This is a genomic window from Micromonospora ferruginea, from assembly GCF_013694245.2.
Classification (GTDB): Bacteria; Actinomycetota; Actinomycetes; order Mycobacteriales; family Micromonosporaceae; genus Micromonospora; species Micromonospora robiginosa.
Genome location: NZ_CP059322.2, coordinates 4,306,087 through 4,327,933, shown reverse-complemented (window position 1 = coordinate 4,327,933; position 21,847 = coordinate 4,306,087). Strand labels below are relative to the sequence as shown.

Here is a 21,847-nt window from a genome sequence, read left to right as displayed (position 1 = left end):
TGGCACCTCCTGTACCGGTGCAATTCCGGCATTGTGGGCGCCACAAGTCCAAGATCGACGAAAGCGGGGCGAGAACGGGAGCGAAAGCGGGCGAGCGGGAGCGAGGGTCAGCGGCGGTTATAGCGGCGCATGGTCAGGGTGCCGAACACCACCACGAAGCCGGCGCTCCACAGCAGCAGCCACATCGTGTTGGTGGCGTCGGTGGAGCCGGCCATCGCGGCCCGCACCGAGGCGACCAGGTGGGTGACCGGGTTGACCTTCACGAACGCCTGCAACCAGCCGGGCATGGTGGCCGGCTCGACGAACACGTTGCTCAGGAACGTCAGCGGGAACAGCACCATCATGCTGACCCCCATCACCGACTTCTCGCTGCGCAGCACCAGGCCGAAGAACGTCCACACCCAGGAGAACGCGAACGAGAAGACCACCAGCAGCGCGATCCCGGCGACCACCCCGGCCAACCCGCCCTCGGGCCGGAAGCCGAGCGCCAGGCCCACGCCGAGGATGACCACCGCGGCCAGGATGTAGCGCAGCACGTCACCGAAGATCATCCCGACCAGCGCCGCCGGACGCCACACCGGCAGGGTACGGAACCTGTCGAAGACACCCTTCTCGATGTCGTTGTTCAACCCGACCCCGGTGTACATGGTGATCATCACGACGCTGGTGACCATGATGCCGGGCAGGAAGAACTGCAGGTACGCCCGCGGGCTGTCGGCGAGCGCGCCGCCGAACAGGTAGGTGAACATCAGCACCATGATGATCGGGAACGCGGTCACGTCGAACAGTTGCTCCGGCACGTGCTTGATCTTCAGCAGGGCACGCCAGCCGAACGTCAACGACGCGGACAGCGCGTTCGGCCGGGCCGGGCGCTCCCCGGGCGCGAGCACGGTGGCCAGCGCCTCGCTGGACGGCACGTAGACCGACGGCGCCCGCCCGGTCGTGGTGGTCGCGGTGTCGCTCATCGGGCCGCCTCCAGTTCGTCGTCCCGCTCGTCGGCCGCGACGGCCGGGCGGTCGGTCAGGGCCAGGAACACCTCGTCCAGGCTGGGCTGGCCGAGGGAGAAGTCGTCCACCACGATGCCGGCGCGGGCCAGTTCGCCGAGCGCGCGGGCGGCCTGCTCGCCGGCCTCCAGGGCGGTGCCGTCCTCGCCGACCCGGGCGGTCAGCGCCACCGGGTCCGCCGCGAGCTGCACCGGCACGTTCAACGCGGTCCGCAGCACCTCCTCGGCGCGCGGTCGCTGGCCGGCGTCGCGCAGTCGTACGTGGACGGTGCCGGACCCGACCGACGACTTCAGCTCGCCCGGGGTGCCCTCCGCGATCACCCGGCCGTGGTCGACCACCGCGATCCGCCCGGCGAGCTGATCGGCCTCGTCCAGGTACTGCGTGGTCAGCAGCACGGTGGTGCCGTGCGCCACCACCGCCCGGACGATCTCCCACACCTGGTTGCGGCTGCGCGGGTCCAGCCCGGTGGTGGGCTCGTCCAGGAACAGCAGGTCCGGGGTGTTCAGGATGCTCGCCGCGATGTCGATGCGCCGCCGCATCCCGCCGGAGTACTTCTTCACCTGCCGGCCGGCCGCCTCGGTCAGCCCGAACGCCGCCAGCAACGCCTCGGCCCGTGCCCGCGCCGCCGGGCGGCCCAGCCCGAGCAGGCGGCCCAGCAGGACCAGGTTCTCCGCCCCGGTCAGGTCCTCGTCCAGCGAGGCGTACTGGCCCGTCAGGCTCATTCGGGCGCGGACCGCGTCGGCCTCGGTCACCACGTCGTGGCCGAAGACCCGGGCCGTGCCGCCATCGGGACGCAGCAGCGTCGCCAGCACGCGGACGGCGGTGGTCTTGCCGGCGCCGTTGGGCCCGAGCATCCCGTACACGGTGCCGGCGGGGACCCGCAGGTCCAGTCCGTCGAGCGCCCGCGTGGAGCCGAACGACCGGACCAGGCCGTCGGCCTCGACGGCCAGGCCGGTGTTCCGGTTACTCATGATCGTTACCTCTCTGCAGTGGGTGGTTCTCAGCAGGCGTACGGCCGGGCCGCACGACCCTCGCGCAACGCCAGGCCCCACCAGCACAACTCGTCGAGGAGCACCCGGACGTCCTGCCCGAGCCGTTCCTCGTCGCGCCCGGTGGGCTCGCCGTCGAGCAGGTCGACGCCGACGGTGTCCCGCACGGTCATCGCGTGCAACGCGGTGAAGACCGTCCGGAGCTGGTCGACCGCGTGCAGGCCGACCGACCGGCAGCCGTACGAGACGAAGCCGACCGGCTTGGCCTGCCACTCGTCGTACGCGAAGTCGATCGCCTGTTTCAACGAGGCCGGGAAGCTGTGGTTGTACTCCGGGGTGACCACGACGAACGCCTCCGCGTCCGCCACCTGCCGGACGAACCGGAGCATCGCCGGCGTGGGCTCGGCGGGCAGCGCGGCCGGGAAGGCGTACCCGGCCAGGTCCAGCTCGTGCACGACCAGCCCGGCCCGGCGGCGGGCCTGGGCGGCGAACCAGCGACCGATCCGGTCGCCGACCCGCCCCTCGCGGGTGCTGCCGATGATCACGGCGAGCCGTAACGGCGTCATGCCACCCTCCCTCGCTGCCGGGCTCACCCGACAGGCGCCAGACGGCCCGCCAGAAGAGATCTGGCGGGCCGTCTGTCGGGGGGCTCTGGTCGAATCGGGGGCATGACCGAGGTACGCATCGTCCGGTGGAGCGCCGGCGACCTGGCCCTGCTGCGGGCGCTGAACAGTCCCGAGGTGCGGGCGCACACCGGCGGCCCGGAGACCGACGAGCAGGTCCGCGACCGGCACGAGCGTTACGTGCGCGGCCCGGGCCCTCGCAGCGGCACCATGTTCGCGGTGCTCACGCCGGACGGCACGAGGGTGGGCAGCGTCGGTTTCTGGCCGCGCGACTGGCGCGGCGAGCCGGTCTACGAGATGGGCTGGGCGGTGCTCCCCGCGCACCAGGGTCGGGGGCTGGCGACGGCGGCGGTGCGCGCGGTGGTCGCGGCCGCCTCGGCGGTGGGCGACCGGCGCCACGCGCACGCCTACCCGTCGGTGGACAACCCGGCGTCCAACGCGGTCTGCCGCAAGGCCGGCTTCACGCTGCTCGGCGAGACGGAGTTCGAATACCCGCCGGGCCACCTGATGCGTTCGAACGACTGGCGGACCGACCTGACCCGCTGACCGGTCAGTGCGCCGCGTCCAGCCGGGCCCGCTGCGCCGCGGTCAGCTCCAGGTCCACCGCGGCCAGGGCCTCCTCCACCTGCGCCACCGAGGAAAAGCCGACAAGCGGGACCGCCGGCACGTCGCCGCCCATCAGCCAGGCCAGCACCACCTGGTTGACCGTGGCGCCGGTCTCGGCGGCCACCGCCCGCAGCGCCGCCAACCGGGCCGGGGTGCCCGGCAGGGCGTACGCCTCGTCGAGTCGTTCCGGCTTCGCGTACGCGCCCTTCAACAGCGGTGAGTACGCAACCAGGGTGAGCTGCGGCTCGGCCCGCAGATAGCTGACCAGGTCGGGGCCGGCCCAGCCGACGTCGCCGTCCGGGTCCAGCTCGCCGGGCAGGTCCACCCGAGGGGGCAGGTAGCTGCGGTGATATTGCAGCACCTCGTACCCGGGCAGGCCGGCCGCCGCCGCGATCGCCCGGGCCCGCTCGACCCGCCAGGCGCGGTGGTTGCTCGCGCCGAGCAGCCCGACCGTGCCCTCGGCGACCAGCTCGGCGAAGCCCTCGACGGTCTCCCGCAGCGCAACGGTCCGGTCCTCGATGTGCGCGTAGAGCAGGTCGATCCGGTCGACGCCGAGCCGTTCCCGGCTGCGCTCGGCGGACTCGCGGATCACCTTCGCCGACAGGCCCTCCGGGTTGTCCAGGTAGCTGGTGCCGGGCGCGAGCGGGCGGGCGCCGAGCTTGGTGGCGAACACGATCTCGTCGCCGACCCCGCGACTGCGCCGCCAGCGGCCGAGCAGCTCCTCGCTCTCCCCGCCCTGCCCGCCGTTCTGCCAGAACGCGTAGTTGTCCGAGGTGTCGACGAACGTGCCGCCGGCCTCCACGTAGCGGTCGAGGATGGCGTACGAGGTGGCCTCGTCGGTGGCGGTGCCGAACAGCATCGCGCCGAGGCTGAGCACGCTGACCTCGCGGCGGGTGGCCGGGTCGGTGCCGATGGTGCGGTAGCGCATGGAGTTCCTCCCCGTCGGAGCGTTCCCGCCACCCTGCCCCTTCGAGTGTGCGCGAAGTCAACGGCGGAGGGGGCCCCGGTGCCCCGGGACCCCCTCCGGCGCGCGCCGGCTCAGCTCGGGATGTAGTCGAACGTGTCCGGGTTCGGGCCCTGCCGACCGTTCTCGCCCTTGTCCAGCGCGGTGATCCGCTCCATCGCGGCGTCGTCGAGCGTGAAGTCGAAGATGCCGAAGTTCTCCTCGATCCGCTTCGGGGTGGTCGACTTCGGGAAGACGATGTCGCCGCGCTGCACGTGCCAGCGCAGCACCACCTGGGCCGGGGTCCGCCCGACCTGCTCGGCGAGGTCGACCACGGTCGGATCGTCCAGCACCTTGCCCTGGGCGATCGGCGACCACGCCTCGGTGAGGATGTTGTGCGACCGGTCGTACGCGCGGACCTCCTCGTTGCCGAAGTAGGGGTGCGCCTCGATCTGGTTGACCGCCGGCACCACGTCCGCCTCGGCGGCCAGCCGCTCCAGGTACGCCACTTGGAAGTTGGACACGCCGATCGACTTCACCTTGCCGTCGCGGCGGAGTTCCTCCAGCACCTTCCAGGTGGAGACGAAGTCGCCGTCGTAGAGCGTGGGCAGCGGCCAGTGGATCAGGAACAGGTCGAGGTAGTCGAACTTCAGCTCCCGCAGCGACTGCTCGAACGCCTTGCGGGCGTCGTCCGGGCGGTGGAAGCCGTTGTTCAGCTTGCTGGTGACGAAGATGTCGCCCCGGTCCAGCCCGGAGGTGCGGACGGCCTGGCCCACCTCCGCCTCGTTGCCGTACATCTGGGCGGTGTCGATGTGCCGGTAGCCGGTCTCCAGTGCCGCGCCGACCGCCTGCGCGGTGTCCCTCGGTTCGATCTGGAACACCCCGAAGCCGAGCTGCGGGATGGAGTTGCCGTCGTTGAGCGAGATGTCCGGAACGCGGTTGGCGGCCATGTCGTGTCTCATCTCCGATCGTTCGGGGGGCGCCCGGAAGCGCTTCCACGCGGCGGCTCCCGGGCCGTGCCACCAGGTGTTCCTACCCGCTCGACGGGCATCCTCACGTCTGGGACAAGGTCAGCCCCAGATCGCCCGCGCCCACTCCGGGTGGTCCACGAACGGGTTGCGGTTGCCCTGCCAGCGCTCGTAGATGCGCTGGTTGCGGCGCTGCTCGAAGGCGTCCGGCGGGTCCTGCTCGTGCCAGGCCAGCAGCTTCGTGAGCCGCCCGAGCCGGGGTGCGCCGCCGTTGGCCACCGAGTCGTTCGGCTCCAGGTCCGGCCAGCCGTCGTCGCCCTCGTACCGGATCGCCATGTAGAGGATCATCCGGGCGACGTCGCCCTTCACCGCGTCGCGCGGCTCGAACGAGTCGGCGTCGGTGTAGCAGCCGGGAGCCTGGGCGACCGCGCTGCCGCCGGTGTCGAAGTCCTTGTTGCCGCGTGCCGAGTTGACCGAGACGTCCTCCGGCCGCAGGTGGTGCACGTCGGTGCCGGGTCCGGTGGCGGTGCCGAAGTCGCCGTGCGACTTGGCCCAGACGTGTTCCCGGTTCCAGTCGTCGACGCCGCCGCCGTTGGTGGTCTTGCTCTGCGAGCGCCCGCTGTAGAGCAGGACGACGTTGGCCGGGTTAGCCGGGTCCTGGTCGGTGTCCTTGAGCGCCTCCCACACCTGGTCGTAGCTGAGCTTGGTCTGCACCTTGATGATGGTGTGCAGGGCGCTGCGCAGCGCGGGACCGGTCTTGCCGGTCGCGGCGGCGTAGTAAGCGCTCGGCGAGGTGGTGCCGCTCGGCGTCGGGCTCGGACTCGGGCTCGGCGTGGTGCCGCCGCCGAGGCTCATCGCGGTCGGGTCCTTCAGGCCGCCGTGGCTGAAGTAGGCGGTCAGGGTGCCGGTGGCGGTGACCTGCCGGCCGCGCAGGGACGGGTTGGACAGCAGTCCGAAACCGCTCCGCCAGGCGGCGGTGACCTGCACGTACAGCATCCGGGCGGTGCTGGTCTCGCCGGCCTGGTCGGCGATCGCGATCGCGGTGTCCGCGGTGTAGCCGGACGTGAGCACCGTGTTCGTGGCGGTGGGTTGGCCGATGATCCAGCCGGTGACGGTGGCCGTGCGGCCGTCCTGTGCGGCCAGCGCCTGCGTCACAGTCAGGGTGGCCGCCGCCGACGCCGCGTTGGTCACCACCAGCGGGGTGGCGACGGTGACGGTCAGCACGACCGCCGCGATCAGCCGCCCGGGTCGCGAGCGGGTGACGCTCCTCATATTCATGAACGGCGATGCTAGTCGGTGCCGGGTGAACTCCGGGAGATCACGGCGACAACTTTCCGCCCCGACCGGCCTCGAACAGCACCGGCCAGGGGCGCTCCGCCGGGGTGCGGAGCGCCGGCCCGGCCGGCGTCTCCGGCGCGGCCAGCATCTCGGCGGCGAGCCGGCCGAACATCGGCGCCGCCGGGTGCGCCGCCCGGCTCGGCCAGGCCGCGGAGATCCGCCGCACCAGTGGCGCGCCGGCGAGCGGCCGCCAGGCGATGCGCGGCTCCCGACGGGCCAGCGTGGCCGGTTCGACGGCCACCGCCCCGCCGGCGAGGAGCAGGCCGAACAGGAACTCCGGGTTGCGCGCCGGACGGACCCGGCGCGGCACGAAGCCGTGCTGCCGGCAGACGGTCAGCAGGTGTTCGTGCCAGCCGGGCGCGGTGGCCGGCGGCGCGGTGACCAGATCCAGCCCGGCCAGGTCGGCCAGCGCCACCTCGCGGGCCCGGGCCAGCGGCGAGACCCGGGGCAGCAACGCGCCGACCGCCACGTCCACCGGCTCGCCGAACCGCAGCCCGGCCTCCTCGACCGGGTGGTGCAGCAGGCCGACGTCCAGCCGGCCCTCCGCCAGCATCCGCCGCTGCTCGGCGCTGGTCAGCTCGTGCAGATCCAGGTCGAGCCCGGGCGCGCGGGCGGCCAGGCCGTCGAGCAACGCGCGCAGCGTCACGGCCGGCGTCTCCGGGGGTACGCCGGCGCGCAGCACGCCGAGCGCACCCCGGCGTACCCGGTCGGCGAGGTGGCGCAGGCGGCGTTCCCCGGCGAGCAGGTCGTCGGCCTCGTCCAGCAGCAACTGGCCGGCGGTGGTGAGGCGGACCCGCCGTTGCGACCGGTCGAACAGGGTGGTGTCCAACTCCTGCTCCAGCCGCCGGATCGACTGGCTCAGTGGTGGCTGCGCCATGCCCAGCGTCTCGGCGGCGTGGCCGAAGTGCAGCTCGCGGGCGACCACCACGAAGTGCCGCAGGTGTCGCAGCAGGTCCACCCGCGCACCCTAACCCGCGCGCTGGCTACCGTGTCGGCGTGGATGCGGCGGAGCGGGTGGGGAGATCTTCGGGCGGGCCGGGCTGAGCGGTTGCCTGCACGTGGCCGACGTGGCCGACCCGGCGCGCCAGGTGGCGCTGCGGGCCGACGAGCGGATCGTCATCGCGTCCGTCTTCAAGATCCTGCTGGTGCTGGAGTTCGCCCGGCAGGTCGCCGCCGGGCAGCTCGACCCGACCGAGCGGGTGCTGGTCGGCCCCGCCGACCGGCTCGGCGGCTGGGGTGTGGCCGGCTGCGCCGACGACGTCGAGATGTCGCTGCGCGACCTCGCCTACTTCGCCATGTCGGTCAGTGACAACACGGCCGCCGACCTGCTGCTGCGCCGGGTCGGCCCGGACGTGCCGTCGATGCTTGCGGCGGAGCTGGGGCTGCCGCGTACCCGGATCGTCGGCGGCCCCCGGCACCTGGTCGAGACGATGCTGGCCGACGTCGGCGCGCGGACCGAGGCGGACTTCGCGCAGATATTCCCCACCCTGCCGCCGGAGCGGGTCCGGGCCATGCGGGTCTTCGACCCGGAGCACACCTCCTCCAGCACCGCCCGGGAGCTGACCCGGTTGCTGTGCCTGGTGTGGCGCGACGAGGCCGGCCCGGCGGAGGCCTGCGCGACGGTCCGTGAGCTGATGGCCCGGCAGCTCTTCTGGACCCGGCTCGCGGCCGGCTTTCCGCCCGGCGTCCGGGTCGCCGGCAAGACGGGCACCCTGCCCGGCCTGCACCTGGAGGCCGGTGTCGCGGAGTATCCCGACGGCGGCCGGTACGCCGTCGCGGTCCTGGCGCGCACCGACCGGCTCGACACCCGCCGGATCGACGTGGACCTGGCGATCGGCGAGGCCGCCCGGGCGGCGGTCGAATCGCTGCGCTGACAGTGAGGATGTAGGAGCGGTCACCCGGCTGTCTGACCCTTGCGCTGACCGACGGTTGCTGTCCTTCGCTGGATCTGTCGACTGTCCGGGTGACCGCTCCTGCACGTCACTGGCTGGGCGTTCGTGACTTCATAGGAGCCTGTGCGAGAGGCCCCGTCACTGTCTTGTCCGCCTGCCCGGCGGGTGCGTGCCGACCCTGTTCGGTGCGAGCGAGAGGGACGACGAGTTCAGCATGGCAGCCAAGAAGCGCCCGGTCACGGGTGGGATAGACACCCACGGCAAGACTCATCACGCCGCTGTCGTCGATCAGGCCGGCCGCGTACTGGGAGATCAGCAGTTCACCGCGACGCCGGCCGGCTATCGGGTGCTGCTGGCCTGGCTGCGGTCGTTCGGCCGGCTGATCAAGGTGGGAGTGGAAGGCACCGGCACCTACGGCGCAGGACTGGCCCGATATCTGGCCGGCGAAGGTGTTTGCCTGGTCGAGGTCGACCGGCCCGATCGCAAGACCCGCCGCAGCAAAGGTAAGTCCGACCCGATCGACGCGGTCGCCGCCGCCCGCGCGGCCCTGTCCGGGCAGGCCGCCGGCACACCCAAGACCCGCACTGGACCGGTCGAGGCCATCCGAGCGCTGCGCGTGGCCCGCCGGGGCGCGGTCAAGGCCCGCACCGCTGCCCTCAACCAGCTCCACGGCCTGATCACGTCAGCGCCCGATGCCGTGCGCAGCAGCCTGGCAGGGCTGCCCAGACCCGCGCTGATCACCACCTGCGCGAGCCTGACGATCGACGACACCGCCCTGACCGACCCTGTCCACGCGACCAGAGCCGCGCTACGCGCGGTCGCCACCCGAGTGCAGGCCCTCGACACCGAGATTGCCCTGGCCGACCGGCGGCTGCGCCCGGCAGTGGCAAAGACTGCCCCACGCCTGAGCGCGCTCTACGGCGTCGGACCTGAGGTCGCAGGGCAACTCCTAGCCACCGCCGGCGACAACCCCGACCGGCTGCGCTCCGAAGCCGCCCTCGCTCACCTGTGCGGCGCCGCGCCGATTCCCGCCAGCTCGGGACGCACCGACCGCCACCGCCTCAACCGCGGCGGCGACCGAGCAGCCAACAACGCTCTCTACACGATCGCGTTAACCCGCATGCGTTACGACCCGCGCACCCGTGACTACGTGCAACGACGCACCAAACAAGGTCTCGCCAAGATCGAAATCATGCGCTGCCTCAAGCGCTACATCGTCCGCGAAGTCCACGCCGCACTAATGGCCGACTTCGCCGCACTCAACACAGCTTGACTTCCATAGGAGCATCCTGCGGTCATATCGGTTCGGATATCGAACCTGCCATCTTTCGATCTTGGACAGGGTCGCCGGGCCGGTGGTGGAGTGGGCCCGCAGACGCACCGATCCCGAACGGGGAGGACGACCCATGCCCGAGAACCGCCCGACCGGCTACGACCGCCGCCGACTCCTGCGCGACACCGCCGTCGGCGCCGCCGCCGTCACCACCGCCGGGCTCGTCGCCGGCGCCCCGGCCCGGGCCGCCACCACCACGGCCGCCCCGGCCGCCCGGTCCGCCGGCCGACCCCGCCCCGGCGCGGTGAGCTTCCGCTGGTGGGGGACGGCCGGCTGGCGGATCGACATCGGCAACCGGACCGTGCTGGTCGACCCGTACCTGAGCCGCTACGACACCGGTCTGTTCCGCAACGCGTTTCGCCCGGACACCAAGCTGACCGTGGCCGCCGACGTGGTCGACCGGTTCGCCGACCGGGCCGAGAACATCCTGGTCACCCACACCCACTGGGACCACTTCAACGACGTGCCGCACATCGCCGCTCGGACCGGCGCGCGGGTCCTCGGCACGCTCACCGCCTACCACCTCGGGCTGGCGTACGGGCTGCCGACCGGGCAGCTCGCCCCGGTCAAGGGCGGCGAGGTGCTCGACTTCGACGGCTACACGGTCGAGGTGGTCGGCTCGCTGCACAGCCGCAACCCGTCCTGGTCGATGGCCTTCCCCGGGGTGCGGGTCAGCAAGCCGCCGCAGCCGGCGACGATCGCGGACCTGCCCGAGGGGGACACCCTCGCCTACCAGATCCGGGTCGACGGCGGGCCGGCGGTGTTCTTCATGGGCGCCAGCGACCTCGACGAGCGCCGGCTGACCGGGCTCGCGCCGGACGTCGCGATGGTCGCCTCCGCGGCCACCACGTCCGTCGCCGACTACGTGCCAAGGCTGATGGCCGCGCTGGAGTATCCGAAGATCGTGGTGCCGGTGCACTGGGACAACTTCGAGACCGAGCTGGTCAACCCGCCGACCGTCGCCGAGACCGACCGCGCCCGCCTGGACGCCCTGATCGCCGAGGTGCGCCGGGTGTCACCGCGCAGCCGGGTGCTGGTGCCCGAATACCACACCGCGTACCGCTTCTGACCCCGTCGGTCAGCCGGCGGTCAGGTCGCGCAGCGCCAGCACCGACTTCCAGTTGCGCACCGTCGCCACCACCCCCAACGTCTTCTCCAGGTACGCGGTGGTGAACTTCGTCCGACCGTAGTTGCCGGCCGGGTAGTGCAGGTGCAGCTCCCGGCCGGCCACGGCGTACTCCATCTCCTCGCCGGACGGCACGGCCAGCTCGCGGACCCGCGCCGCCGTGGGCGCGGCGGACAGGAACGCCACCAGCACCCGGGTCGGATCGTCCTGGCGACCGGCGTACGGGCCGGCGTCGACCACCGCGGCCAGCTCGCCCGCGTCCCGGACCAGGACCGGCACGCGCAGGCCCAGCTCGTCGGCGAGGCGCTTCGCGATGCCCTCGGCCAGCACCTCGTCGCGGGTGGGTGGGCTGCTGAACACCACGTTGCCGCTCTGCAGGTAGGTCTTCACGTCGTCGTGCCCGAGGTCGGTCACGATGCGGCGCAGGTCCGCCATCGCCAGCCGGGTGGTGCCGACGTTGACGCCTCGCAGCAGGGCGGCGTACCGGGTCATGGCCGCCAGCCTAGGTCAGGCGGACGCCAGCCGGGCGTAGACGTCGCCGGAGCGGCCGGCCGGCCGGTACGTCTCCAGCAGCCGCACCAGCCCCGCCGCGTCCAGCCACTCGTCGGCGGCGAACCGCATGGTCTCCACCGGCGAGTAGTTGTAGCGGTAGCCGCCCGCCCCCGCGCCCAGCCGTTCCACCAGGTCGAGCGCGGCGAGCGCCGCGTCGTGCGCCGGTGGGAGGTATTCGAAGGAGAGCGCGCGCACCGGCCGGCTCAGCCCGGCCAGCACGTCGACCTCGAAGCCCTCGACGTCGACCTTGCAGAACGCCGGTACGCCGTGCCGGGCGACCAGGTCGTCAAGCGTCACCACCGGCACCTCGACCGAACGGTCCCACCGCACCCCGGCGAAGCTCGGGTCGGCGGTGACCGAGTCGATCCAGGACGACGACATGGTGGACACCGTCGGCGTCGCCGAGGACAACTCCAACCGTGCCTGCCCGGCCCGGGCGCCGACCGCGGTGGGCTCGATCGTCACGCCGTCGTCGCGCCCGAAGGCCAGCCGCAGCACCCGCAGGCAGTCCGGCTGCGGCTCGACCGCGACCACCCGCGCGCCCAGCCGCCGCCAGGTGCGGACCCGGCCGCCGACGTGGGCGCCGATGTCGAAGCCGAGGTCGCCGGGGGAGAGGAACTGGCCGTACAGCTCCCGGGCGCGCCGGTGCTTGGCCGGCTGACCGTGGTAGATGGCCAGGGACCGGGTGATCCCCCAGGCCCGTGCGAGCATCGTCACGACGTTCCTAACTGTGAGTCCTGGACTGCGGTCCGAAGGCCCGCAGGAACCGGTCGCGGAACGACTCCATCGGCCACACCGCGGCGTCCGGGTCGGGGTTGAGGCCGTCCTGCCAGCCCCAGCCGGAGATCTGGTCGAGCACGGCCGGGTCCTTGGCCACGACCGTGATCGGCACGTCCCTGCCGGCACCCTCGCCGGTGATCGCCCGGGCCGGCTGGTGGTCGCCGAGGAAGACCAGCACGAGGTTCTCGTCACCGTAGCGCTGGACGTAGGAGACGAGCGTCCGCAGCGAGTAGACGATCGACTTCCGGTAGGCCCTCCGGGTGCCCTCGTCCGCCCGGTCCGCCCGGTTGGTGCCGGTGAAGACCGACCCGTCGCCGAGGTCGTCCCAGTCGACCAGGCTCGGCACCGGCGACCAGGGGATGTGGCTGGACAGCAGCGGGATCTCGGCCATCACCGGGGCGTGCCCGGGCTTGCGCTCCGCGCGCTGGAACGCCTCCAGGGTGAACTGGTCCGGCGGCGAGGAGAAGCTGAACGTCGGCCCCCGGTAGCCGAGGTCCTCGGCGCCGTAGACCCGGTCGGGGGCGAAGAAGTCCGCCTCCGGCCAGGCCCGGGTGAGCGCCGGCATGACCAGCGAGGTGCGCCACCCGGCGCGCCTGAACGCGCCGTTGAGGGTCAGCCGGTCGCTGCGCACCAGGTTGGTGTAGCGCAACTGGTTGTCCGCCCGGATGCCGCTCATCAGCGTGGCGTGCGCCAGCCAACTGCCCCCGCCGGTGGTGGACGAGGTGAGGAACGCGCTGCGGCTGCCGTAGCCGGCCGCGGTCAACTGCCGCGTCCCCTCGTCCAGCGCGGCGTCCACCTCGCCGGCCAGCTCCGGATCCTCCACCGCCACCCGGCCGTAGCTCTCCACGAACGCGACCAGGACGTCCTTGCCGCGCAGCCCGGTCAGCAACTGGTCGCCGGGGGTGTCGGCGAACGGGTCGCCGGCGAGCTGGTCGTCGAGCCGCTCCTGGTCGTGCAGGCCCGCGTTGACCTGCCGGCTGCGGTCCCAGACGCCGGCCGCCACGGTGTCGGCGGCCACCGGCAGGCCGGGCACGATCTGCGCGCCGAGCACGGCGCAGGCGACCCAGGCGGCGGCGAACGCGGCGGTGGTGCGGGCGCCGACCAGCCGGTGGTCGCCCAGCAGCCGGGCCAGCCGCCGCGTCGACAACGTCACCAGCACCGGTACGGCGACGACCGCGACCACGGCCAGCGTCACGGCGCCCACCTGGGCGGGCCGCCCGTAGGACTCGGACAGGAACTCCGCGCCGGCGCCGAGGAAGGCCCAGTCCGCGATCAGGTCGAAGGGCCGGTCGAGGACCGTGGAGAAGCCGAGGTCGGCGAGCTTCAGGACGAGGACCACGCCGAGCAGCGCGCCGAGCACCGTGGCCACGATCCGGCGCGGCCTCGGCGGCAGCACCAGGAGCAGGGCGACCGCGATCAGCCCCTCCACCGGGATCCGCAGGAACGCGGCCGGGGTGAGGTCGTTGACGTCGGCCGGCGCGACCAGGGCGACCAGCACGAGCGCGGCGGCCAGCACGGTGGCGATCGCGCCGAGCACCCGGCGTCGGGTCGGGTGGTCGGTCACGGGCGCCGGCCGCCGACCTCGGCGCGGCCGACCAGCACCGGCGCGCCGGCCTTCCAGCCGTTGCGGCGGGCCGCCGGCGCGGGCGCACGGCCCGCCGGCCGGGCGACTTCGGGGCGGACCGTCGCCGGCGTGACGGCGACCGGCGGCGCGGCGACCGGCGGCGTGACGGCGGCCGGCGGCGCGGCGACCGCCGGCGTGACGGCGGCCGGTACGGCGACCGCCGGGCGGTCGGCGCCGGCGCGGTGCCGCCACAACCAGAGCACGTCACGGCCGAACGACTCGACCAGCAGGGCGAGCGCGCCCACCAGCACCACCACGGCGAACGCGACGGGCAGCACGTCGGCCGCCACCGCCGCCAGCGCGATGCCCTGCACGGCGGCGACCGTCTTGCGCCAGTAGCGCGGCGGCAGCGAGCCGTTCAGCCAGGGCAGCACCCAGCCGGCCGCGACGAAGAGGTACCGCATCGCGCCGATCACCAGCACCCAGGGACCCACCTGGCCGCTCACGTACACGCAGAGCACCAGGACCAGGAAGGAGTCGACCTCCATGTCGAATCGGGCCCCGAGCGCGCTGACCGTGCCGGTGCGCCGGGCCACCTGCCCGTCGACCCAGTCCAGGGAGAGCGCGACCGCGGTGAGCACGACCAGCACCGGGACCGCGACCGGGCGGCTGAACGAGTCCGCGACCAGCGCGGTCACGCCACCGGCCAGGGTGGCCCGGCCCAGCGTCACCCAGTCGGCCGGCCCGAGCCGCTCCGCGCCCGAACGGCGCAGGCCGCGCCCGAGCACGGCGAGCGTCACCACCCCGTAGACGAGGCCGGCCAGCCAGCCGGCCAGACCCAGGCCGACCGTGCCGGCGAGACCCGCCAGCACCCCGACCTGAAGGATCGTCCCCGCGAATGGATCAGTCCGAACCGCTGTCACTGTGCCTCCGAATTGCGCGCCACGACCCACCGGTCTGTACGCAGTACATGCCCGAACGGTTCGCTCTGATGCGGAAAACTCACGATCACGAGTGGCTTCGCACCGAAGGCCCGCACCGGATGCGCCCGTCGTGATTCATTCGATGCCGTGTCCCGACCCGCTGACCGCGCCCGCAAGGTGCTGGCCGTCGCCGAACTGCTCGACCTCGCCGGAGCGCCGGACGAGGCGCGCGACCTGCTCGCCGCCGAGGTCGCCGCGGACCGCACCGGCGCGGCCGACCGCGCCCGCCTGCTCGGGCGGCTCGGCGCGGGGCACGGCCACGACCGGCCGTCGACCGCGTTGGCGCAGGTGCGGCAGGCCCGCGCCGGCGCCGAGCCGGAGGACCGGGGCTGGCTGCTCGCCACCGAGGCGTCGGTCGCCGCCCGGGTCGGGCACCCGGACACCGACGGCCTGCTGCGGTCCGCCGGCCGGGCCCGGGCGGCACACCCGACGCCGGGGGCCGCCGTGCGGCTCGCGCTGGCCCGCGCCGCGCGTGCGTTCTCCGCCGGGGCGGTGCCCACCGCCCGGGACCTGCTCGCCGCCGTCGACCCCGACCACCCGGCGGTACGCGGCGAGGCGGTGGCGGTCCGCACCGACCGGATCGAGGCGCAACTCGCGCTCGGCGGGTACGACGACGCGGCGGTCGCGCTGGACGCCGCGTACGCCGACCTGCCGGCCGGGGCCGGGCCGGCGTTGACCGCGCTGTCCTGCCGGCGGCTGCTCTCGGTCGGCGCGCTGCCCGAGGCGGACGCCCGGGCCACGCTGGCGCTGGACGAGCCGGCCGGCGCACTCGGTGCCGAGGCGCGCTCCGCCCTGGTGGCGGCCCGCGTCGAGGTGGCGTACCGACGTGGCCGGCCGGACCGGGCGCGGACGCTGCTGGCCGCCGCCGGGCCCGAGCCGGACTGGCCCGACCGGGTGCCGCACGCGGCGCTGGGCTGTGCCGCGGCCGGCGACCCGGAACCGGCGCGGCACCGGGACCGGCTGCGCGCCGTCGCCGACGACCTCACCCGCACGGTCCGGCCGGTGCTGCTGGTCGCCCAGTACGGTCCCCGGCTGGTCCGCGCGTTGCTGCTGCTCGGCGACGCACGGCGGGCCACCGCGGTCGCCGGTCGCCTCGCCGAGGTGGCCGCCCGCACCCGCGTACCCCTCTGGGCCGGGCTGGCCGGGCACGCCGATGGCCTGGTCCGGCGCGACCCGGCGGCGCTGCGGGCGGCGGTGGGCTCGCTGCGCGGCACGGCCGCCCGACCGGCGCTCGCCGACGCCCTGCTCGACCTGGCCCGCTCGCCGCGGGTGCGGCTGCCCGAGGCCCGGACCGCCGCGCGGGAGGCGGCGGCGCTGCACGGGCGGGCCGGCGCGACAGGCGACCAGGAGAGCGCGCAGTCGTGGGACGCGCGGCTCGACGCGACCCGCCGCCGCCCGGCGCCCCGGCCGCCGGGGCACGGCCTGGCCGCGCTGACCGCCCGCGAGGCGGGCGTCGCCGAGCTGCTCGCCGCCGGGGCGACCAAGCAGCAGGTGGCCGGCCGGCTGCACCTGTCGTTCCACACCGTCGACACGCACGTGCGCGCGGTCTACGCCAAGCTCGGCGTGCGCAGCCGGCTGCAACTGGCCCGGCTCTGGGACGCCCGCCCGGTCAGCGCACCACCGGCCGCTTCTCCCTCGGCAACGCCTCGATCATCTCGCGGGGCAGGTTGAGCGTGGCGGCGCTGATCTCCGGCGGCAGGTTCGCCATCCACTGGGCCAGCGAGATGTCGGCGAACCGGGGCTTGCGGAACATCTCCAGGAACACCAGCGGCTCGTCGCCGAGGTTCTCGATGTAGTGCCCGTAGGCGAACGGCACGTAGCCGACGTCGCCGGCCCGGAAGTCGAACGTGCGGGCCACTCCGCCGCTGGCGAAGACGCCCATCCGGCCGTGCCCGGAGAGCCAGTACTGCCACTCGTCGTCGGTCGGGTGCCAGTGCAGCTCCCGCAGCCCGCCCGGCTCGATCTCCACCAGCGCCGCGCAGATCGCGGTGGACGCGGCGAAGTTGGCCGCGTCGGCGATCCGGACCGTGCCGCCGGGAAAGCGCTCCGGGGCCTGGGCGAGCAGGCGGTGCTTGAACGAGCGCGGCACGTCGCCGGTCGGGCTGACCACCCGGTCCCGGTCCAGCGGCGGTGGCACCTCGCCGGCGAAGATGTATTTCTCCCGCTCCGGCAGCGTCGCCATCTGCGCCTCGGTCCAGCCGAAGTTCTTGGCCAGCACGCTTCGCGGCGTGTGCGCGAAGAAGTCGCTGATCAGGAACGTGCTGTTCTCCGAGAACGAGCCGTCGTCGAAGACCAGCAGGAACTCCACGCCCTCGTCGAGGGCCTGGATGTGGTGCGGGATGCCGTGCGGGAAGAACCACAGGTCGCCCTGGCGCACGTCGTCGAGGAAGTTGCGGCCCTCCTGGTCGACCGCGCCGATCCGGCAGCTCCCGGAGATCACGTACGCCCACTCGGCCTGCTTGTGCCAGTGCAGCTCCCGGTAGGCGCCGGGTTCCAGGGACATGTCCACGCCGGCCAGCTCGGTGGCGATCGGCAGCTCCCGCCGGGTGATCTCGCGGGTCCAGCCGCCGCGCTCCACCCGCGTGTGCGCGTCGGAGAAGGAGAACTTCAGGTTGGGCACGGTGCCGGCGTCGGTGGCCGGCGGGGCGAGCAGGTCCGGGTTCTCCCGGTCCCGGGTCACGTCGCGCGGCCCGACGTCACGCCCGCCGGCCGCGCCGCGTACCGGCTGCGGGAAGTCGTTCGAGGTCATGTGCCAAGCGTCGGCCGGGTGGCCGGCGGGCACATCACGCGTTCGCGGGACCGGTGTTCCGGTCGGGTCAGGCGGCGCGGCGCGGTGGCAGGCCCAGCGCGGCGCGTACCTTCGCCGCCTGCCGGACGCCGTCGTGCGCGGCGGCGGCCCGGATCTCCCGGCGCAGCTCGGCGGCGCCGTCCGCCCCGGCGGCGAGCTTCCAGTGCCGCAGCGCCACCTCGTGCTCGGCGAGCAGCGCCGCGATCGGCGCCTGCACGGCGGCCGGCCAGCGGACGGCGCGCAACTCCTCGGCGCAGGCCGCGTCGGCGGCGGCGACCGCGGCGGCCCGCTCCCGCACCGACCGCCAGGGCCGGCCCGCCTTCTCGGCCTCCGCCAGCTCGTCCCGGGCGATGTCGTACGCCGCCACCACGGACAGGTAGCGCCCCTTCGCCTCCTTGACCGTCAGCGGCGCCACCGTGCTCGGCGTGGGGCTCGCCGGCGGCGGGAGGGCGACCTGTTCGGTCTCACCGCCGCAACCGGCGAGCAGCAGGACCAGGACCAGGGCCGGGGGTGCGAGCCGAGGACGCAACGGGAACTCCCATCGGGCGGCGGGGGCCCCGAGTCTAGGACGGCCCCCGCCGATCGTGCCGGCCCTGGGTCACCGGTCCACCAGCCGCCAGTACTGCCGCTTCCCCTCGTCGCGCACCACGACGCCGAGCCGGGCCAGCTCCCCGTGCAGCTCCCTGACCTCGGCGTCGCGGCTGTCCTTCAGCGCCCGCTCCCGGGCCCGCAGCAGCGCGTCCGCGCCGGCCGGCAACCCGGGCAGGCCGGGCACCCACCGCCGGTACGCGTCCCGGTGCGGGTCCTGGTCGACCCACGGCCAGCCCTGCCCGGTGAACGCCTCCCGCAGCCGGCCGGCGCCCAGGTCGGACCGCTCCCGGGCCAGCTCGCCGCCGGCGGTGTCCAGCAGCACCAGCGCCTTGCCGTCGACGAACACGCCGGCCACCTCGGCCCGCGCGACGTCCCGGCCGTGCCTGTCCCGGTGCAGCCGCACCGACCGGCGCCCGACCGTGACCCGCAGCCGCTCCCGCGTGCCCACCACGGCCAGCGCCACGCCGGCCAACGCCACCACCCCCGCGCCGAGCGGGTACGACCGCTCGTCCGGCCACCTGTCGAGCAGCTCGAACACGTCCTGGAACGGGAACCAGGCCAGCCCGGCGATCCACCCCGACAGCGCGGTCAGCCCGGCGCCCAGTCCCGCCCCGAGCAGCGGGAACCCGGCCCACATCACCACCAGCTCGCCGACCCCGCCGTCGACCACGATGTCGCCGGGTTCCCGGACCGACACGGTCAGGACACCTCCCGCCGCATCGTGCGGACCAGGCCGGCGACCAGCGGCACGACCATCCAGACGGCCAGCGAGACGCCGAGCCGACCCCACTGCCCGGCCGTCACGTCCGGGCTGAGCAGCGGCTCCATGGTGCGCGTGGTGTCCAGCCAGCCGGCCGGCTCGCGCAACGCCTTGATCATCGCCGACAGCACGCTCCACACGGTCGGCAGCAGCAGGTAGGTGACGATCGCCAGCGGCGTGTTCAGCAGCAGCAGGCCGAACCCGGCGCCCATCAGCACGTTCGCCACCTGGAACACCGCCGCGTACGGCAGGAGCTGCCAGTCGAACGTCCAGGCGCCGGCCCCGCCGGTGGCCTTGGCGGCGAGCGTGCCGGCGGCGGCGACCGCGAGGGTGACCAGCACCGAGGCGAGCGCGGCCAGCACCACCGCGGCGAGCTTGGCGACGATCACCCGGTGCCGGCGCGGCACCAGCGCGAACGTGGTCAACGCGGTGCGCTGGGACCACTCCCCGGTGATGGAGAGGATGCCCAGCACCGGCAGCAGCAGCCCCACCGGCAGCAGCGACGGGGTGAAGAACGCGGTGAACGTCTGCTCCGGCCCGTCGGTGACGAAGAGCTGCACCACCACGATCGCGACCGCGATCAGCCCGATGCTGATGAGCAGCCAGCGTCCGGCCCGGGTGTCGGCGAGCTTGCGCAGCTCCACGCCGGTCAGCCGGCCCAGCGACGGGCCGGCGACCGGCTGGTGCCGCGTCGGCGTGGCGGTGGGAACTTCAGCGGTGGCGGTGGTCATCGGACGGCCTCCTTGGTCGACGCGCCGGCGGTGAGGGTGAGGAAGAGCTGTTCCAGGCCGCCGGTGCCGGCCGGACGCAGCTCGGTGAGGACCAGCCCGGCGTCGGCCGCGGCCTGGCCGACGGCCTCCGGCTCGGCCCGGACGACGAAGCCGCCGTCGGTGCCGGCGGTGGCCGGAAGCGCGGCGCGGTCCAGGGTGAGGCGCAGGGCGTGCTGGTCCCGGGCGCGGACCAGGGTGCCGGCGCCGGCCAGCAGCTCGTCCTTGCCACCCTGGGCGACCACCCGACCGCCGCCGATCACCACCAGCCGGTCGGCCACCGCCTCCACCTCGCGCAGCAGGTGCGAGGAGAGCAGCACGGTGCCACCCCGGTCGGCGTAGTCGCGCAGCAGGCCGCGCATCCAGTAGATGCCCTCCGGGTCGAGGCCGTTGGCCGGCTCGTCCAGGATCAGCACCCGGGGGTCGCCCAGCAGCGCCAGCGCCAGGCCGAGCCGCTGCCGCATCCCCAGGGAGTACGCGCCGACCCGTCGCCGGGCGGCGGTGTCGTTCAGCCCGACCAGGTCCAGCTTCGCGGCCACCTGCCCCCGGTCCACGCCCATGGTGCGGGCGGCCAGGGTGAGCGTCTCCCGCCCGGTGCGACCGGCGTGCTGCGCCGAGGCGTCGAGCAGGACACCGATCTCCCGCCCCGGGTTGGGCAGTTGCCGGTAGGGCCGGCCGGCCACGGTGGCCGCGCCCGAGCTGGGCGGGGTCATCCCGCAGATCATGCGCATCGTGGTGGACTTGCCGGCGCCGTTCGGGCCGAGGAATCCGGTCACCGTGCCGGGTTCGCACCGGAAGGTGACGTCTTCGACGGCGACGTGCGGGCCGTACCGCTTGGTCAGATGGTCGACTTGGATCATGCCGAGAAGCCTGCCGGGGCCACCCGGTCATCCGCTGCGGCCGGCGGTCGCTGCCGGCACCGACCTCGGTTCATCGCCGGCGTCGACTTTGGTAGCTGGTAGCCGGTCCGGACGGCTCCCTACCATTGGGCGGGTGAGCAGCGCCGTCGTACCCGATCACCCCTGGCTCCTGCCGGGCCACCTGGTGCCCGCGCGGGCCCCCCGGCGGACCCCTCGGGACTGGTTCGTCGACGCCCTGCTGTTCCTGATCGCGCTGGGCTGGGTGCTCGTCGCCCACGACGACGCGATGAGCCGCAGCCCGGACTTCGCGCTCAACATCGGGCCGGACTGGCTCATCGGGGCGGACCTGTTCGTCGGTCTGCTGGCCAGCGCCGCGCTCTGGCTGCGCCGCCGCTGGCCGATCGGGCTGGCGGTGGCCACCGCGCCGCTGACGCTCTTCTCGGTCACCGCCGGCGCGGCGCTGCTGATCGTGCTGTTCACCGTGCTGGTGCACCGGCCGCTGCGGGTGGGGCTGACGCTCGTCTGTTGGAACGTGGCCGCCACCCTGCCGTACATCGTGCTCCGCCCCGACCCGGCCCTGCCGCTCTGGGCCGCCGTGGCCTGGACCGTGCTGTTCCTCGGCATCGTGATGGCGTGGGCGCTGTTCGTCCGGGCCCGCCGGCAACTGGTGCTGTCGCTGCGCGACCGCGCCGAGCGGGTCGAGGCCGAGCAGCAGCTCCGGCTCGACCAGGCCCGGCACCTGGAACGCAGCCGGATCGCCCGGGAGATGCACGACGTGCTCGCCCACCGGATCTCCCTGCTCAGCCTGCACGCCGGGGCGCTGGAGTTCCGCCCGGACGCGCCGGCGGAGGAGGTCGCCCGGGCCGCCGGCGTGATCCGGGCCAGCGCGCACGCTGCGTTGCAGGACCTGCGCGAGGTGATCGGTGTGCTGCGGGCCGAGTCCGGTTCCGAGGCCACCCCGGAACGGCCGCAGCCGACGCTCGGCGACGTGCCCGCGCTGGTCGTCGAGAGCCGGGAAGCAGGGGTACGCGTCAGCGTGGTCGACGAGGTGACCGGGCCGGCCGAGGTGCCGGTGGCGATCGGGCGCAGCGCCTACCGGATCGTGCAGGAGGGGCTCACCAACGCGCGCAAGCACGCGCCCGGCACGGTGGTGACGGTCCGGCTGGCCGGGGGCCCCGGCGACGGGTTGGCGGTCGAGATCAGCAACCCGTGGCCGGTCGGCGGTCCGGCGACCGTCATCCCGGGGGCCGGCACCGGGCTGGTCGGCGTCGCCGAACGGGTCTCGCTGGCCGGCGGGCGCCTGGACCACGGGCGCGACGCCGCCGGCGACTTCCGGTTGACCGCCTGGCTCCCCTGGGCGGTGTCCGCATGAGCGAACGC

20 protein-coding genes and 1 pseudogene are annotated in these 21,847 nt (G+C 74.1%); 6 read left to right on the top strand and 15 right to left on the bottom strand.

Annotated elements, in window-relative coordinates:
* Positions 1-107: 107 nt before the first annotated feature.
* The 3 genes from H1D33_RS18775 to H1D33_RS18765 are packed head-to-tail and all read right to left on the bottom strand — an operon-like array spanning position 108 to position 2,559.
* Complete coding sequence (locus H1D33_RS18775; RefSeq protein WP_181571906.1) at positions 108-965, bottom strand: ABC transporter permease; 858 nt, start codon at positions 963-965, stop codon at positions 108-110.
* Positions 962-1,975 carry an ATP-binding cassette domain-containing protein gene (locus H1D33_RS18770; RefSeq protein WP_181571907.1) on the bottom strand — a complete coding sequence of 338 codons (1,014 nt, stop codon included), beginning with the start codon at positions 1,973-1,975 and terminating at the stop codon, positions 962-964. The genes H1D33_RS18775 and H1D33_RS18770 overlap by 4 nt, the downstream gene beginning before the upstream one ends.
* Positions 1,976-2,004: 29 nt before the next feature.
* A complete protein-coding gene (locus H1D33_RS18765) occupies positions 2,005-2,559 on the bottom strand; it encodes an NADPH-dependent FMN reductase (protein ID WP_181571908.1) in 555 nt (184 codons plus the stop codon).
* 102 nt (positions 2,560-2,661) lie between these two features.
* Between H1D33_RS18765 and H1D33_RS18760 the strand changes: the two genes are divergently transcribed.
* Positions 2,662-3,162 carry a GNAT family N-acetyltransferase gene (locus H1D33_RS18760; protein ID WP_181571909.1) on the top strand — a complete coding sequence of 167 codons (501 nt, stop codon included), beginning with the start codon at positions 2,662-2,664 and terminating at the stop codon, positions 3,160-3,162.
* A gap of 4 nt (positions 3,163-3,166) precedes the next feature.
* On the opposite strand, the gene H1D33_RS18755 is transcribed toward H1D33_RS18760, so the two are convergent.
* The 4 genes from H1D33_RS18755 to H1D33_RS18740 all read right to left on the bottom strand — a co-directional run bounded on the left by H1D33_RS18755 (position 3,167) and on the right by H1D33_RS18740 (position 7,429).
* Positions 3,167-4,150 (bottom strand): aldo/keto reductase, encoded by a 984-nt coding sequence (locus tag H1D33_RS18755; RefSeq protein ID WP_181571910.1) that lies wholly within the window; start codon positions 4,148-4,150, stop codon positions 3,167-3,169.
* Positions 4,151-4,260: 110 nt separating this feature from the next.
* Complete coding sequence (locus H1D33_RS18750; protein ID WP_181572675.1) at positions 4,261-5,115, bottom strand: aldo/keto reductase; 855 nt, start codon at positions 5,113-5,115, stop codon at positions 4,261-4,263.
* A gap of 120 nt (positions 5,116-5,235) precedes the next feature.
* The gene (locus H1D33_RS18745; RefSeq protein WP_181571911.1) at positions 5,236-6,411 is read right to left on the bottom strand and encodes an endonuclease; all 1,176 of its coding nucleotides are present in this window, start codon (positions 6,409-6,411) and stop codon (positions 5,236-5,238) included.
* A gap of 40 nt (positions 6,412-6,451) precedes the next feature.
* A complete protein-coding gene (locus tag H1D33_RS18740) occupies positions 6,452-7,429 on the bottom strand; it encodes a LysR family transcriptional regulator (protein ID WP_181571912.1) in 978 nt (325 codons plus the stop codon).
* 100 nt (positions 7,430-7,529) lie between these two features.
* Here H1D33_RS18740 and H1D33_RS18735 point away from each other — a divergent pair, with 100 nt between their 5' ends.
* The 3 genes from H1D33_RS18735 (at position 7,530) to H1D33_RS18725 (ending at position 10,765) form a co-directional block, all read left to right on the top strand.
* Positions 7,530-8,345: a serine hydrolase gene (locus H1D33_RS18735; protein ID WP_307755214.1), complete on the top strand. Its 816-nt coding sequence runs from the start codon at positions 7,530-7,532 to the stop codon at positions 8,343-8,345.
* Positions 8,346-8,577: 232 nt separating this feature from the next.
* Positions 8,578-9,636, top strand: coding sequence for an IS110 family RNA-guided transposase (locus H1D33_RS18730; protein WP_307755213.1), 1,059 nt, complete (start codon positions 8,578-8,580; stop codon positions 9,634-9,636).
* Positions 9,637-9,769: 133 nt separating this feature from the next.
* On the top strand, positions 9,770-10,765 hold the full coding sequence (locus H1D33_RS18725; RefSeq protein ID WP_181571914.1) for an MBL fold metallo-hydrolase: 996 nt from the start codon (positions 9,770-9,772) through the stop codon (positions 10,763-10,765).
* A gap of 9 nt (positions 10,766-10,774) precedes the next feature.
* On the opposite strand, the gene H1D33_RS18720 is transcribed toward H1D33_RS18725, so the two are convergent.
* From H1D33_RS18720 to H1D33_RS30330, 3 genes and pseudogenes are all read right to left on the bottom strand, one after another.
* A complete protein-coding gene (locus H1D33_RS18720) occupies positions 10,775-11,314 on the bottom strand; it encodes a DUF1697 domain-containing protein (protein WP_181571915.1) in 540 nt (179 codons plus the stop codon).
* A gap of 15 nt (positions 11,315-11,329) precedes the next feature.
* Positions 11,330-12,085, bottom strand: coding sequence for an FkbM family methyltransferase (locus H1D33_RS18715; protein WP_181572676.1), 756 nt, complete (start codon positions 12,083-12,085; stop codon positions 11,330-11,332).
* A gap of 13 nt (positions 12,086-12,098) precedes the next feature.
* Positions 12,099-14,641, bottom strand: a pseudogene (locus H1D33_RS30330) (CDP-alcohol phosphatidyltransferase family protein).
* 147 nt (positions 14,642-14,788) lie between these two features.
* On the opposite strand from H1D33_RS30330, the gene H1D33_RS18700 reads away from it, so the two are divergent.
* The gene (locus tag H1D33_RS18700) at positions 14,789-16,372 is read left to right on the top strand and encodes a helix-turn-helix domain-containing protein (RefSeq protein ID WP_181571917.1); all 1,584 of its coding nucleotides are present in this window, start codon (positions 14,789-14,791) and stop codon (positions 16,370-16,372) included.
* Here the strand turns inward: H1D33_RS18700 and H1D33_RS18695 are convergent.
* From H1D33_RS18695 to H1D33_RS18675, 5 genes are all read right to left on the bottom strand, one after another.
* On the bottom strand, positions 16,311-17,450 hold the full coding sequence (locus H1D33_RS18695; protein ID WP_181571918.1) for an oxalate decarboxylase family bicupin: 1,140 nt from the start codon (positions 17,448-17,450) through the stop codon (positions 16,311-16,313). The genes H1D33_RS18700 and H1D33_RS18695 overlap by 62 nt on opposite strands.
* A 67-nt stretch (positions 17,451-17,517) precedes the next feature.
* Complete coding sequence (locus H1D33_RS18690; RefSeq protein WP_181571919.1) at positions 17,518-18,018, bottom strand: hypothetical protein; 501 nt, start codon at positions 18,016-18,018, stop codon at positions 17,518-17,520.
* Positions 18,019-18,087: 69 nt separating this feature from the next.
* Positions 18,088-18,777, bottom strand: coding sequence for a YqeB family protein (locus H1D33_RS18685; protein ID WP_181571920.1), 690 nt, complete (start codon positions 18,775-18,777; stop codon positions 18,088-18,090).
* A gap of 2 nt (positions 18,778-18,779) precedes the next feature.
* The gene (locus H1D33_RS18680; RefSeq protein ID WP_181571921.1) at positions 18,780-19,571 is read right to left on the bottom strand and encodes an ABC transporter permease; all 792 of its coding nucleotides are present in this window, start codon (positions 19,569-19,571) and stop codon (positions 18,780-18,782) included.
* Entirely contained in the window at positions 19,568-20,467 is a 900-nt protein-coding gene (locus H1D33_RS18675) for an ABC transporter ATP-binding protein (protein WP_181571922.1), read from the bottom strand. Before H1D33_RS18675 ends, H1D33_RS18680 begins: the two co-directional genes overlap by 4 nt.
* A gap of 133 nt (positions 20,468-20,600) precedes the next feature.
* On the opposite strand from H1D33_RS18675, the gene H1D33_RS18670 reads away from it, so the two are divergent.
* Positions 20,601-21,839: a sensor histidine kinase gene (locus H1D33_RS18670; RefSeq protein WP_181571923.1), complete on the top strand. Its 1,239-nt coding sequence runs from the start codon at positions 20,601-20,603 to the stop codon at positions 21,837-21,839.
* Positions 21,840-21,847 lie beyond the last annotated feature (8 nt).